General features: G+C 74.1%; 12 protein-coding genes. 9 read left to right on the top strand and 3 right to left on the bottom strand.

The window, feature by feature from the left end; genetic code table 11:
* Nucleotides 1-51: 51 nt before the first annotated feature.
* Together AC6EH9_RS03060 and AC6EH9_RS03065 are read left to right on the top strand one after the other, a co-directional pair.
* On the top strand, nucleotides 52-1,251 hold the full coding sequence (locus AC6EH9_RS03060) for an N-acetylglucosamine-6-phosphate deacetylase (protein ID WP_498420398.1): 1,200 nt from the start codon (nucleotides 52-54) through the stop codon (nucleotides 1,249-1,251).
* Between the two features lie 2 nt (nucleotides 1,252-1,253).
* Entirely contained in the window at nucleotides 1,254-2,045 is a 792-nt protein-coding gene (locus AC6EH9_RS03065; protein WP_498420401.1) for a glucosamine-6-phosphate deaminase, read from the top strand.
* Nucleotides 2,046-2,126: 81 nt separating this feature from the next.
* Here AC6EH9_RS03065 and AC6EH9_RS03070 read toward each other — a convergent pair whose 3' ends face one another.
* Entirely contained in the window at nucleotides 2,127-3,026 is a 900-nt protein-coding gene (locus tag AC6EH9_RS03070; RefSeq protein WP_498420402.1) for a hydroxymethylglutaryl-CoA lyase, read from the bottom strand.
* Nucleotides 3,027-3,057: 31 nt separating this feature from the next.
* Here AC6EH9_RS03070 and AC6EH9_RS03075 point away from each other — a divergent pair, with 31 nt between their 5' ends.
* From AC6EH9_RS03075 to AC6EH9_RS03085, 3 genes are read left to right on the top strand one after another with little or no spacing between them, the layout of a single operon-like run.
* On the top strand, nucleotides 3,058-4,266 hold the full coding sequence (locus AC6EH9_RS03075) for a CaiB/BaiF CoA transferase family protein (protein WP_498420404.1): 1,209 nt from the start codon (nucleotides 3,058-3,060) through the stop codon (nucleotides 4,264-4,266).
* 2 nt (nucleotides 4,267-4,268) lie between these two features.
* The gene (locus AC6EH9_RS03080) at nucleotides 4,269-4,919 is read left to right on the top strand and encodes an isochorismatase family protein (RefSeq protein ID WP_498420406.1); all 651 of its coding nucleotides are present in this window, start codon (nucleotides 4,269-4,271) and stop codon (nucleotides 4,917-4,919) included.
* Between the two features lie 10 nt (nucleotides 4,920-4,929).
* Nucleotides 4,930-5,508: a hypothetical protein gene (locus AC6EH9_RS03085; RefSeq protein WP_498420408.1), complete on the top strand. Its 579-nt coding sequence runs from the start codon at nucleotides 4,930-4,932 to the stop codon at nucleotides 5,506-5,508.
* A gap of 71 nt (nucleotides 5,509-5,579) precedes the next feature.
* On the opposite strand, the gene AC6EH9_RS03090 is transcribed toward AC6EH9_RS03085, so the two are convergent.
* Nucleotides 5,580-6,974, bottom strand: coding sequence for an MFS transporter (locus tag AC6EH9_RS03090; RefSeq protein ID WP_498420409.1), 1,395 nt, complete (start codon nucleotides 6,972-6,974; stop codon nucleotides 5,580-5,582).
* A gap of 72 nt (nucleotides 6,975-7,046) precedes the next feature.
* Between AC6EH9_RS03090 and AC6EH9_RS03095 the strand changes: the two genes are divergently transcribed.
* A complete protein-coding gene (locus AC6EH9_RS03095) occupies nucleotides 7,047-8,687 on the top strand; it encodes a nitrilase-related carbon-nitrogen hydrolase (protein ID WP_498420411.1) in 1,641 nt (546 codons plus the stop codon).
* A 3-nt stretch (nucleotides 8,688-8,690) separates the two neighbouring features.
* Here the strand turns inward: AC6EH9_RS03095 and AC6EH9_RS03100 are convergent, their stop codons facing one another.
* Nucleotides 8,691-9,398 carry a GntR family transcriptional regulator gene (locus AC6EH9_RS03100; RefSeq protein WP_498420413.1) on the bottom strand — a complete coding sequence of 236 codons (708 nt, stop codon included), beginning with the start codon at nucleotides 9,396-9,398 and terminating at the stop codon, nucleotides 8,691-8,693.
* A gap of 153 nt (nucleotides 9,399-9,551) precedes the next feature.
* On the opposite strand from AC6EH9_RS03100, the gene AC6EH9_RS03105 reads away from it, so the two are divergent.
* The 3 genes from AC6EH9_RS03105 to AC6EH9_RS03115 are packed head-to-tail and all read left to right on the top strand — an operon-like array spanning nucleotide 9,552 to nucleotide 13,668.
* Entirely contained in the window at nucleotides 9,552-10,832 is a 1,281-nt protein-coding gene (locus AC6EH9_RS03105) for a flavin reductase (RefSeq protein ID WP_498420414.1), read from the top strand.
* Nucleotides 10,829-12,157, top strand: coding sequence for an acyl-CoA dehydrogenase family protein (locus AC6EH9_RS03110; protein WP_498420416.1), 1,329 nt, complete (start codon nucleotides 10,829-10,831; stop codon nucleotides 12,155-12,157). The genes AC6EH9_RS03105 and AC6EH9_RS03110 overlap by 4 nt, the downstream gene beginning before the upstream one ends.
* Entirely contained in the window at nucleotides 12,154-13,668 is a 1,515-nt protein-coding gene (locus AC6EH9_RS03115; protein WP_498420418.1) for an aldehyde dehydrogenase family protein, read from the top strand. The genes AC6EH9_RS03110 and AC6EH9_RS03115 overlap by 4 nt, the downstream gene beginning before the upstream one ends.

Genomic DNA, 13,668 nt, shown 5'->3' on the forward strand with positions numbered 1-13,668 from the left:
CCCTCGCGCTCCCGTCCCGACCAGGGCGACGGGACCCCTGCGGCGCCGCGCGTGAGCGCGGTCCGGGGGTCGGTCGTGGGCGAGGACTCGATCCTCGCCGACGGCGTCGTGGTGATCGTCGGGTCGCGCATCGACTGGGTCGGCCCGGCCGCGCAGTGCCCCGCCGACGTCCTCGCAGACGCCACCGAGGCCGCCTGGGTGGTCCCGGGCCTGGTGGACCTGCACAACCACGGCGGGGGCGGCTTCGGGTTCCCCGAGTCCGACGCGGCCGGCTGCCGCACCGCGGTCCGCCACCATCGCGCGCACGGCACCACCACGATGCTGGCGAGCCTGGTCTCGGCGCCGATCGAGGTCCTGGAGCAGCGGCTCGCGGTCCTCGCCGACCTCGCCGAGGCCGGGGAGATCGCCGGCGTGCACCTGGAGGGCCCGTTCCTCTCCACCGACCAGTGCGGCGCACAGGACCCGGCGACGCTGATCGCCGGGGACCGCCACCTCGTGCAGCGGTTGGTGGAGGCGGGGCGCGGGTCGCTGCGCTCGATGACCGTCGCGCCCGAGGTGCCGGGCTTCGCCGAGGTCGTCCAGACCCTGCGCCAGCACCGGGTGCTGCCCAGCCTGGGCCACACCGCGGCGACCGCGGCCGTCACCCGCGGCGCCATCCGCGTCGCCGGCGCCGGCCCCCTCAGCGCCACCCACCTGTTCAACGCCATGTCGCCCTGGCAGCACCGCGACCCCGGCGCCGTCCCCGCCTGCCTGGCGGCCGCGGCCCGCGGCGACCTCGTCGTCGAGCTGATCGGCGACGGCGTCCACCTGTCCGACGAGACCGTCCGGATGGTCTTCGAGCTGGTCGGCCCCGAGCGGATCGCGCTGGTCTCCGATGCGATGGCCGCCGCGGGGATGCCGGACGGGCGCTACCGCCTGGGGTCGATGGACGTCCAGGTCACCGGCGGCGTCGCCCGGATCGCCGACGGCGGGGCCGGCGGCTCGATCGCCGGCGGCACCTCGAGCCTGGCGTCGATCCTGCGCCGGGCCGTGCGCGCCGGCGTACCGATGCGCGACGCGGTCCGGTCCGCCACCGCGGTGCCGGCCGGCCTGCTCGGACTGGGCGACAGCGTCGGCCGGCTCGTCGCGGGGCTGGACGCCGACCTGCTGGCCCTCGACGACGACCTGGCGCCGGTCGGCGTGATGCGACACGGCGCCTGGCTCCCACGGCCCCCACACCCATCACTGAGCACGCACCCGGAAGGACCCTGACCATGGAGATCGTCATCGCCGCGGACGCCGACCAGGCGGCAGTGCAGGTCGCCGACCTGATCACCGCAGCCATCGGCGACGGCGCCCGGGTGCTCGGCCTGGCCACCGGCTCCTCGCCGCTGGCCGTGTACGCCGAGCTGATCCGGCGCCACCGGGAGGGCCTCAGCTTCGCCGGCCTCGCCGCCTTCCTGCTCGACGAGTACGTCGGCCTCGAGCCGCAGCACCCGGCCTCCTACCACCGCGTGATCCGCGACGTGTTCACCGACCACGTCGACCTCGACCCGAGTCGGGTGCACAGCCCCGACTCGATGGCGCCCGACCCGGCCGCGGCCGCGACGGCGTACGACGAGCTGATCGGCGCCGAGGGCCCGGTCGACGTCCAGCTCCTCGGCATCGGCGCCAACGGGCACATCGGCTTCAACGAGCCCACCTCCTCGCTCACCTCGCGGGCCCGGGTCAAGACGCTGACCGCGCAGACCCGCCGCGACAACGCCCGCTTCTTCGCCACCCCCGACGACGTCCCGCTGCACGTGATCACCCAGGGACTGGGCACCATCACCGGCGCGCGGCAGCTGGTGCTGATCGCCACCGGGGAGCACAAGGCCGCCGCCGTCGCCGCGGCGGTCGAGGGCCCGCTCTCCGCGCGCTGCCCCGCGTCGGTGCTCCAGCTGCACCCCCGCGCCACCGTCGTCGTGGACGAGGCGGCCGCCTCCCGCCTCGAGCTCGTCGACTACTACCGGCAGGTGATGACGCACAAGGGGAGGGTCGCGGGCCCCTCGGCTTTCACGAGTTAACTCGTGAAACCCGTACTTCCCACGTGAAGGAACACGTGGGAAGTACGGGTTTCGTGTGGCCAGTGGCCGCCGGGGTGACGCTCAGGGTCCGGGGAAGAAGCCGGCCCGGCCGAGCTGCGCCGGGGCCTGCGGGAGGCCGAGCAGGTCGCTCACCCAGGTGCCGGTGTCCGCCAGCGACGCGGCGTCCAGCCCGGTCCTCATGCCGGAGCGGTGCAGCAGGTAGAGCAGGTCCTCGGTCGCGATGTTGCCGGTGGCGCCGGGCGCGAAGGGACACCCGCCGATGCCGCCCGCGGAGGCGTCCAGGACGCTGACACCCGCCTCGACCGCGGCCAGTGCGTTGGCGTAGCCGGTGTTGCGGGTGTTGTGGAAGTGCGCGCGCAACGGGATGTCCGCGTCGAGGGCGCGCAGGCCCGCGACCAGCGAGCGGACCTGGGCCGGTACGCCGACGCCGATGGTGTCCGCGATCGCCAGCTCGTCGGGGCCGCCGTCGAGTACGCCGCGGGCCACCTCCAGCACCCGCGCGGTCGACACCTCGCCGTCGAAGGGGCAGCCGAACGCCGCCGCCAGGATCACCGTGGTGGCCAGCCCCGCGGACCGGGCGTCGGCGGCCATCGCCTGCCAGGCGGCCACCTGGGCGGCCGCGTCGACGCCCTGGTTGCGCACCGCCAGCCCGTCGGAGACCACCACCACCACGGTCACCTCGTCGCAGCCGGCGGCGATGGCGCGATCGAGTCCACGGCGGTTGAGGACCAGGCCGATCGAGCGCAGCCGCGGGTCGTCGCGGACCTCGGCCATCACCGCCTCCGCGTCCGCCATCTGCGGCACCCGCTCGGGGTGGGCGAAGGCGGTGACCTCGATCCGCCGGGCGCCGGCGTCGAGACACCGTCGTACCAGCGCGGCCTTGTCCGCGGTGGAGATCAGGCGCGACTCGTTCTGCAACCCGTCGCGCGGGGACACCTCGACGATCTGGACCTGACTCACTCTCAAAGACTATCGGATATATGATCCGATCATGACGATCGCATCGAGCGGCCCCCTCGCGGGCGTCCGCGTCATCGAGGCCGGCCAGCTGCTGGCCGGTCCGTTCGCCGGGCAGCTCATGGGGGACATGGGCGCCGACGTGATCAAGGTCGAGCCCCCGGGCGTGGGGGACCCGATGCGTCAGTGGGGCCGCGAGAAGGCCGACGGCAGCTCGCTGTGGTGGCCGGTGGTCGGGCGCAACAAGCGCTCGGTCACCCTCAACCTGCGCGAGGCCCCCGGCCAGCGCCTCTTCGAGCAACTGGTCGCCGAGGCCGACATCGTGGTGGAGAACTTCCGTCCCGGCACCCTGGAGAAGTGGAACCTCGGCTACGACCGGCTCCGCGAGATCAATCCGCGCCTGGTCCTGGTCCGGGTCAGCGGCTACGGCCAGACCGGGCCGTACTCCTCGCGCGCCGGCTACGGCTCGATCGGCGAGGCGATGGGCGGCCTGCGCTACATCACCGGCGAGCCGGACCGCCAGCCCTCGCGCACCGGCATCTCGATCGGCGACGCGCTGGCCGCGATGCACGCCACGATCGGCGCCCTCTCCGCGCTGCGCCACCGCGACCTCACTGGCCAGGGGCAGGTCGTCGACAGCGCGATCTACGAGTCGGTGCTCGCCATGATGGAGAGCACCGTCACCGAGTGGGACGTCCAGGGCTACCAGCGTGAGCGCACCGGCGCGGTCCTGCCGAACGTCGCCCCCAGCAACGTCTACCCGACCTCCGACGGGCAGCTGATCCTGATCGCCGCCAACCAGGACTCGGTGTTCCGCCGGCTGGCCGCGCTGATGGACGAGGCCGAGCTCGCCGAGCCCGGCAGCCGGTACGCCGACCACTCCGGGCGCGGCGAGCGCCAGCAGGAGCTCGACGACCACATCGCGGTCTGGACCGCCAAGCACGACTCCGAGGAGCTGCTCGCCAAGCTCCACGAGGGCGGGGTGCCGGCCGGCCGGATCTTCAAGGCCGCCGACATGATCAGCGACCCGCACTTCCAGGCGCGCGACGCCATCGTCCGGGTGCCCGACGCGCGGTTCGGCGAGCTGGCCATGCAGAACGTCGTCCCCAAGCTCTCCGCCACGCCCGGCAGCATCCGGTGGACCGGGCCCGACCTCGGCCAGCACAACGACGAGGTCTACGGCGACCTGCTCGGCCTCGGCGCCGAGGAGCGGGTGGCGCTCGCCGCGGACGGCGTGATCTGAGGATGGACCGCGCGGCCGACTACGAGGCGGTGGGCTTCCGCGGCCGGATCGGGTTCGGCACCCGGCCGGCCGTCCTGGTCGTCGATGTCGTCCGCGCCTACCTGGACGGCCCGCTGACCGACGCCGGCGGGCGCTTCGAGGCCGCCCGCGCGAGCGCCGCGCGGGTGGTCGACGCGGCCCGCGCCGCCGGCCACCCGGTGCTGTTCACCCAGGTGGTGCTGGCCGCGGGCGGCGCCGACGCCGGCTGGTTCGCGGTCAAGGTCCCGGGCCTGTCGGTCTTCGAGCCGGACTCGCCGTACGGCGCCTTCCCGGCCGCCCCGGCGCCGCACCCCGGCGAGCTGGTGGTGAGCAAGCAGTACGCGTCGTCGTTCTTCGGCACCAGCCTCGCCGCCACCCTGACCGCGGCCCGCGTGGACACCGTCGTCGTCACCGGCTTCTCCACCAGCGGCTGTGTGCGGGCCTCGGCGCTCGACGCGCTGCAGCACGGCTTCCGCCCGGTCGTGGTCGCCGACGCGTGCGGTGACCGCGACGCCGCGACGCACGAGCAGAACCTCTTCGACCTCGACTCCAAGTACGCCGACGTGCTGTCCGAGGCCGAGGTCGTCGCCCACCTTGTCGCCCACCCGGCACCCCAATCCCAGACCCGACCCTAGGAGCACCACGATGACCGTTCTCGACCTCGACGCCCCCGACCTCGACTGGCACGACCACCAGATCGCGGGTGCGCAGAAGCCGGCCCGGATGGTGCTCCTGCACGCCGACGCGGAGCGGGGCACCCGCACCGTGATGGTGCAGTTCCCCGACGGCTGGCGCCGTGACGCGGTCGGCCACCAGCCGGCGGGCGAGGAGATGGTGATCCTCTCCGGGGCGCTCAGCATCAGCGGTCTCACCGCCGCACTGGGCGACCTCCTGGTCGTCGAGCCGCGCGCGACCCGCTCGGCGACCTCGGTGGCCGACGGCACCCGCGCCCTGGTCTGGTTCTCCGGGCCGGGCGGCGGCTGGACCGACGGTCCCGCCGCCGACGCCGGCACCGCGCAGGTGGCGCCCCTGGCGGTGGGGGAGCAGCGGGGCGCGCACGACGAGCTCGTCGGCACCCTCAGCGTCCACGACGACCTGGCCGAGCAGGCCTTCGCCACCGACGTGGACGTGCTGTGGCTCGACGAGCCGAGCTGGGTGCACGCCCCGGCCGGCACCACGGTGCCCGCCCGCCCCGGCCGTGCGGTCGTGCGCCACTACGGCTGACCGCGCCGGCGCGCCGCTACGGCTGACCGCGCCGGCGCGCCGCTACGGCTGACCGCGCCGGCGCGCCGCCCTCAGGTCGCGGCGAGTGCCTTGGCGGCGTCCTCGTCGTAGGTGTGGCGGATCCGCGCGGCCATGCCGATGCAGACGAACAGCGGGGGCAGCAGGGTCAGCATCGCGTACTGCAGCGAGTCGGCCTTGCTGAGCTCGAAGCTGTCGCGCAGCATGGTCGAGACGAAGCCGATCAGCAGTGGGCCGGCGGAGCCGCCCAGGGTGACCAGGAACGTGAGCACCGCGAAGCCCATGCCGCGGCCGTTGGCCGGCAGCACGTCGGCGTTGGCGGCCGTCATGTTCGGGATCGCCGCGGCGAAGCCGATGCAGGCGAGCGCGATCATCGCGCTGCGCACCTCCACGCCGGGCAGCAGGACGGTCCCGGTGAGCCCCAGCGCGCCGACGAGGAGGAAGGCGGCGGAGACGTTGATCCGCCAGCCCTTGCGGATGCCGTGGTACCGGTCGCCGAAGCGCGAGCCCAGCACGATGCCGATCACGATGCCGGTGCCGCCGACCGCGCCGGAGAGCGCGGACCCGGTCGACTCGCTGACGCCCTCGACGCGGACCAGGAAGGTGGGGACCCAGTAGAAGAGGCCGGCGACGCCCAGCGACAGCATGGCCAGGGAGACCGTCACCCCGCGCAGGGTGGGGATGCGCAGCAGGTCGGCGGTCTGCGCCCAGATCGTCCGGTCGTCGACCACGTGCAGCGCGTGCGCGGCGTCCTTGTCGCCGGCCCTGGTCTGGGCGAGGCGGTCGCCGAGGCCGCGCAGCGGGTCCTTGACGGTGAGGACCAGGAGGGCGACGAGCAGGCCGGGCACGGCGGCGACGAAGAAGACCGTGCGCCAGTCGTAGGCGTCGGCCACCGCGCCGCCCAGGATCACCCCGCAGGGCAGGCCCATGTAGTAGCCCGCGCGCTCGAAGCCGTAGGCCTTCGCCCGGCTGCGCGCCGGGTAGTAGTCGGCCAGCAGCGAGGAGGCCGGCGGGTTGTAGAGCTGGCCGGCGCCGCCGATCGCGATCCGGACGATGAAGAACATCAGGAAGCTGGTCGCCAGGCCGCTCGCCACCGAGCACAGGGACCAGATCAACACGACCAGCGAGATCGTCACCACCCGCGGTGCCCGGTCTGCCAGCCGGCCGGCCGGCAGCACCAGCAGGGCTCCGGCGACCGAGGCGGCCGTGGGGATGGCGCCGGCCCAGGCGTCGCTGAAGCCGAAGTGGTCCTGGATCTGGGGCAGCGCGCCCGCGATCAGGTTGACCTCGACCCGGTCGATGAAGGCCACCAGGGCGATCACCACGGCCGGCCACCACCCGAAGGGGGCGGCCTTGGCCAGGTCGACGCTGACCGGTGGCCTGCCGGCGAAGGCCTGGACCTGCACCGTGTCCGACCCAGCGACTGTCTCGTTGGCGGTCTTCGACATGCCTCATGCTCCTGTCACCGGGATACTCTGAGCAGGCTATCGGTAATCGTAGAAGATATATAGGAGCCTCATGTGACCGTCGTCCGCGTCGCCGCCGTCCAGTTCGCCGTGTCCGAGGACATCGAGGAGAACCTCGCCACCGCGCTGCGGATGACCGACGAGGCCGCCGCCCGGGGTGCGCGGATCGTGGTGCTCCCGGAGTTCACCCACCACGTCTCCTGGTACGCCGACCGCGCGCACGCGCGTCGGATGGCGGTGACGCTGGAGAGCCGATTCGTCACCGAGCTGGCGCAGCGCGCGGGCCGCCACGGCATCTACCTGATGGCCAACTGCGTCGTGGCCCGTGAGGACGGCCGCGCCACCGGGACCAACATCCTCTTCGGCCCCGACGCCACGATCGTCGCCACCGCGGACAAGCAGGTGCTGATGGGCAGCGAGCGCGACCACCTCGACCCCGCCACCGAGGCCTCGGCGGTCGTCGACACGCCGTACGGGCGGATCGGGCTGTACTCCTGCATGGACGGCGTCATCAACGAGACGCCGCGGCTGCTGGCGCTGGGCGGCGCTCAGATCCTGCTCAACAGCCTGAACTCGTTCGCGCTCGACGAGGCTTCGCTGCACGTCCCGGTCCGGGCCGTCGAGAACCGGGTCTGGGTGGTGGCCGCCAACAAGGTCGGTCCCCTCGTGCCCGCGCACAGCATCGCGACCGTCTCCGAGCGCACCGGTGTGCCCGAGTCGCTGCTGCACGGGGCGGGGGAGAGCCAGATCGTCGCCCCGGACGGGACGGTGCTGGCGATCGCTCCGCGCGCCGGCGAGGCGGTCGTGGTCGCCGACATCGAGGTCGAGCGCGCCGACGACAAGCGCCGCGCGGACGGCACCGACGTGTTCGCCTCGCGTCGCCCGGAGCTCTACGGGCCGATCGTGGCGCCGCCGGTGGGTCGCCTCGCGCCCGCCGGCGCCGAGGCGGTGGTCGCGGCGGTGGTGACCCAGCCGCCCGGCGCCGACGTGGTGGCGCTGGTCGGCGAGGCGCTGGCACAGGGTGCCGAGCTGGTCGTGCTGCCCGAGCTGGCCGGCCCCTCGGTCGAGGAGCTGGTCGCGCTGCTCGAGAACACCGACGCCCTCGTCGTGACCAGCCTCGCCGAGGGCCCGGCGCACGTCGGGCTCCTCGTCGGCGCCGACGGCGTCCGGCTGCGCCAGCCGCAGCTGCACCGCTGCGAGCGGCACGCCGGCTGGGCGACGGCGCTCGGCGACCGCGTCGAGGTGTACGACGCGCCCTGGGGCCGCCTGGCGGTGGTGGTCGGCGACGACGCGCTCTACCCGGAGACGTTCCGGCTGGCGGCCCTGCAGGACGTGGACGTGGTCGCCGTGCCGTTCACCGTGGGGGCGGCCCGCGACCTGGACCTGCTGCTGCTCGAGCGCGCGGCGGAGAACCGGCTCAACCTGGCGGTGGCCAGCCGTCCCGGCGAGCTCGGGGCCGGCGCGCTGGTGCCGCTCTCGCCCGACTTCACGCTCTGGACGCCGTGGCAGACGCCGTTCGCGGGCGTCATCAGCCGGCCGGACCCGGTGCCGGCCGGCGGGCCGGTGACCCTCGCGACGCTGCGCCCGGCCTGCGCGGTCAACCGGTTCGTCACCCGCGGCACCGACCTGGTCGACGGCCGGCCGTGGGCGCTGGCCGGTGCGCTGGTGGCCGACGCGCTGGTGAGCAGAGCCTGAGGCTCAGGCCTCGAGCGGGACCGCGCGCCCCTCGAGGGCCGCGCGCAGCGCCTGCTCGCTCGCGTCGAGGTGGGCGACCCAGGCGTCACGGGTCTCGTCGGCCTTGCGGGCGCGGGCCAGGTCGAGGATCCTGCGGTGCTCCTCGATCCGGTGTTCCTGGGTCTCGGGTGCGACGTCGAGGTCGTTCATCAGCAGGTGCAGGTAGCGGTCGGCGGTGTGCCAGAGCAGCTCGAGGACTCGCAGGTCGGTCGCGCCCATCACGTCCTCGAGCAGGACGGCGTGGAAGTGGTGGTGCGCCACGGCGAGCGAGGCGGGCTCGCGCTCGATGGTGATGTAGTCCTCGAGCGCCTCCTCGGCCTCGGCGATCCGCTCGTCGGTCATCTTCGCCACCGCCCGCTCCACGAGGTCGCCCTCGATGATGCGCCGCAGCCGGTAGATGTCGGTGAGGTCCTGCACGCTGAGGGACGCCACGAGCGCGGACCGGCCGGGGCGCAGGCTGACGATGCCCTCGCTCTCCAGGCGCCGCAGGGCCTCGCGGACCGGGATGTGGCTGACGTCGAACTGCTCGCACAGCTCGACGATGGAGATCGCGGACCCGGGCAGGATGTCGCCGACCAGGATCGCGCGACGCAGCTCGTCGGTCACCCGGTCCACCAGGGACAGGTGCTCGATCGGTCGGACGGTCGACGTCGACCGGACTCGTCGGGCCATGGCACGGGCTCCTCAGTTGGTGTGGCGGGGGTGACGCTGAGTAGATCCTAGATCTTCGCCACCTCCGGTGAGGGATCGGACTTCCTCGCCGCGCTTGCCTTCCGCTATCGAAGATATTGTATATTATCTACACACAACGGAGGGGAGGCCCACATGGTCGAAGCGGCTGCGTTCCGCGACATGTTGTCGCAGTGGCCCAGCGGGGTCACGATCGTGACCACGCTGGTCGACGGAGTCCGGCACGGGATGACCGCGAGCTCGTTCTCCAGCGTCAGCCTGTCGCCGCCCCTGGTGTCCATCTGCCTGGACCGCTCGCTCTACACCCATGCCCTGATCTCGGGCAGCGGGGTGTTCGGGGTCAGCGTGCTGGCCAAGGACCAGGCCGAGGTCGCCCGCCGCTTCGCCGGCATGGTGCCCGGCGTCACCGACCGCTTCGCCGGTGAGAGCTGGTCGACCGCGACCACCGGCGTCCCGCTCCTCGACTCCGGGCTCGGCTGGGTGGACTGCCGCGTCGTCCACGAGCACCCGGGCGGGGATCACACCATCTTCGTGGGCGAGGTGACCGCGGCGCACCGGGCGCGCCGCACCGCGCCGCTGCTGTTCCACTCGCGCGGCTGGGGCCAGTTCGCCGACGTCCTGCCCGACGTCGCGGCGCTCTCCGACAGCGGCCTGGTCGCCGCGCTCGTGGCGCGCGGCGAGGACGCCGCCTGGAGCGCGGAGACCGCGGCCCGGGTCGGCGCGGCCGGCATCCGGGTCCGGGTGCTCGACCTCACCGGCGGGGCGACCCCGCCCGTCGCGCTCCCCGGCGTGGCCACCGGCTCGGCCCTCGTCGCGAGCGCCGAGCAGGCGCGCATCGCCGTGGACCTCGGGGTCGAGACCCTCGAGCTGGCCCTGACCGCGGCCGACCCGCGCCAGGTGGCGCAGGCGGTCCAGAAGCTGGGGCCGCTGGCCGCGCGCACCTCGGTGATCCTGCGCGGGGCGTTCGCCGCCGAGCGCGCCGACGACGTCCTCGCCGCCGTGCACGTGCTCGCCGAGAGCGGTGTCCTCGAGATCTGTCTCGACGACACCGCCGGCGCGGCCACCCCGCTGCAGATCCGGGCCGTGCTGCAGGAGGCGGTGGGGGTGGCCCGGCCGGTGCCGCTGCGGGTGCGCCTGGAGGACCGCGACCGCCTCGGCCTGGTCAAGGCGCTCACGGCGCTCAAGAGCGGCGTCACCAACTTCGACGCCACCCTGGCCGGACTCGACGGTGCTCTCGCCACCGAGGACCTGATCCGCCTGCTCGGCACGATCGACGTGCACACCCCCGTCGACGGTGCCGCCCTGACCCAGCTGGCCGCGCTCGCGCGCCAGCGCCTCGCCGACCGGGTGGACCTGCCCGCGAGGCGCCACGACGCCACTCCACTCACCGCCGACCACGTAGGAGCCGCAGGATGACGGCACAACTGACCGCTGAGCTGCTTCTTCCCGACCTCACCGAGGCCGAGAGGGAGCGCGCCGCCCGTGTCGAGTCGGTGCTGCCGACGATCCGCGCCGCCGCCGCCGAGGCGGACGCCCGCGGTGAGTTCCCCAAGAGCCACGTCGCGCTGCTGGCCGATGCCGGGCTGCTCGGCCTCGTCGTCCCCACCGAGTACGGCGGCCTGGGCGGCGGTCTGCGCGACCTCGCGGCCACGACGTACGCCCTGGGCACCGCGTGCGGCTCGACGGCGCTGGCGTTCTTCTTCCACTGCTCGGCCTCCTCGCGGGGCCTGCTGCCGCTCGCCGCGATCGAGGCCGGGCTGTACGCCGAGGAGGAGCGCGAGGAGGTGCGCGCATTCGCCGAGCAGGTGCTGCACCTGATGGGCCGCGACCAGCGGTGCCTGGCGAACTTCGCGAGCGAGGCGGTCAAGGCCAGCAACGCCAACGTGCTGATCAGCACCCTGGCCACCGCCACCGAGGGCGGCTGGCTGCTCAACGGCGAGAAGTCGTTCGGCTGCCTCTCGGGCACCGCGGACTACTACCTGGTGACGGCGCGCCGCGAGGACGTCGACGGCCTCGACGCGCTCAGCCTCTTCCTGGTCGCCCGCGACTCCGTGGGCGTGCGCCCGCGCCAGCAGTGGAACGGGCTGGGGATGCGGGCCTCCGACAACCACGGCCTGGTGATGGAGGACTGCTTCGTCCCCGCCGACAAGGCGCTGACCGTGCCCGGCGGGTTCGGCCGGGCCACCGAGATGTCGCGCGGGTCGTGGGTGGGCAACCAGATCGCCATCGCCGCCATCTACGCCGGGATCGCGCGCGGCGCCTGGGAGTACGCCTTCGACCGCACCATGAAGGCCACCTTCGCCGACACCGGCAAGCCGATCGCCTCGAGCCCCATGCACCAGGTGCTCGTCGGCGACGGCGAGCAGCAGCTCACCGAGGCGCACCTGTGGCTGCGCCGCCAGATCGAGCTCGAGGCCAGCGACCCGCCGATCCTGCCCAAGGCCGAGGTCGTGCAGAGCTGGAAGCTCGCCAAGGGCACCATCTGCGAGCGCGCGTTCGGCGTGGCCATCGACGCGCTCAAGATGTGCGGCACCTCCGGCGCCCTGCTCGACAACGTGGTGGGCCGGGCCGTGCGCGACACCGCGATGGGCCTGGTCCAGGCCTTTCCTGCCGAACGTGGACGCCTGGACCTGGCGCGGATGCTGGTCGAGAAGGAATCATGGGCCGGGCTGACCACCAGCGACTCCTTCGACAAGCCGCCGGCCCCCCAGCCGGCCCTGGCAGGACAGGCTGACGGGTGACGACGACGTCGTACGGCGCGGGCCGGCTGCGCATCGAGCTGCCCGAGGTCGCCCAGCTCGTCGCCGGGCGCTGGTCGGTGCCGACCGAGCGCCTCGACCTGGTCCTGGAGGACCCGTTCCTGGCGACCCCGCTCGGCGCCGCCGTGGCCACCTCCGCCGCCGACTGCGAGGCCGCGGCCGCCGCGGCCGCCACGGCGTACGAGTCCGGCGCCTGGGCGCGGATGTCGCCCGACGCGCGCGCCGACGTGCTGGACGCGATCGCCGGCGAGCTCGAGGCGGACCTGCCCCGGCTGGCCGCGCTCGAGGCGTTCGCCACCGGGGTGCCGGTGCGCCAGACCGCGATCGCCGCGGTGATCGTGCCCGGCGCCTTCCGGCTCGCGGCGCAGATGCTGCGCGACGGCGCCCTCCTCGAGCGGCTCGAGGGTCCGACCGGTCACCCTGTCGAGGTGCACCGGCTGCCGCTGGGCCCGGCCCTGTGCCTGGTGCCGTGGAACGCCCCGGCGCCGATGGCCGCCCACAAGGTCGCCAGCTCGCTGGCCGCCGGCTGCCCGACGATCCTCAAGCCCAGCGAGTACGCGCCCTACGCCACCACCGAGCTGGCGCGCGTGGTCTCCCGGGTGCTCGCCGAGGCCGGCCTCGACGCCGGGCCCGACGGCGGCACCTTCCAGCTCGTCCAGGGCGGACCCGCCGTCGGCGGCGCGCTGGTGCGCGACCCGCGGGTGCGGGCGGTCTCGTTCACCGGCGGTCTGGAGGGCGGTCGCGCGATCGCGCTGGCCTGCGCCCCCGACTTCACCGCCACCCAGCTCGAGCTCGGCGGCAACAACGCCCTGGTGGTGCTGCCCGACGCCGACCACGGCGACGCCGCGCGCGCGGTCGTCGACCTGCTCACCACCCTGAACGGGCAGTGGTGCCGGGCCCTGGGCCGGCTGGTGCTGCCCGCCGAGTCGGCGGAGGCCATCGTGGCGCTCGCCCTGGAGCGGCTCGCCGAGCTGCGCGCCGGGGACCCGCTCGACGAGGCGACCGACCTCGGGCCGGTCGTGCACTCGCTCCACCTGGCCCGGCTGCGCGCGGCCGTCGAGGAGAAGGTGACCCGCGGTGGCGTGGCCGCGGCGAGCACGCCGCTGCCCGAGCGGGGCCACTTCCTCACCCCGACGCTGCTCACCGCGGTGGCCTCCGAGGACGCGCTGCACGAGGTGTTCGGCCCGGTCGCGACCGTGCACCCCTACCGCGACCTCGCCCACGCCCTCGAGCTGGCCAACGCCACGCCGTACGGGCTGGAGGGCTACGTGCTCGGCGCCGACACCGAGCAGGCGCTGGACTTCGCCCGCGGGGTGCGCGCCGGCGAGGTCAAGGTCAACGGCTCGAGCATGATGAGCCTGCACCTGATGACGCCGCGGCCCGCCTGGGGGCTGTCCGGACTCGGCGAGGAGGGCACCCTGGAGACGATCCGGGTGTTCACCGGCGCCCGGGTCGTCGGCGTCGAGAGTGGCTTCGCGCTGCACTCGCGGTGA

The sequence above is a fragment of the Nocardioides sp. Z21_20 genome, from assembly GCF_059766585.1.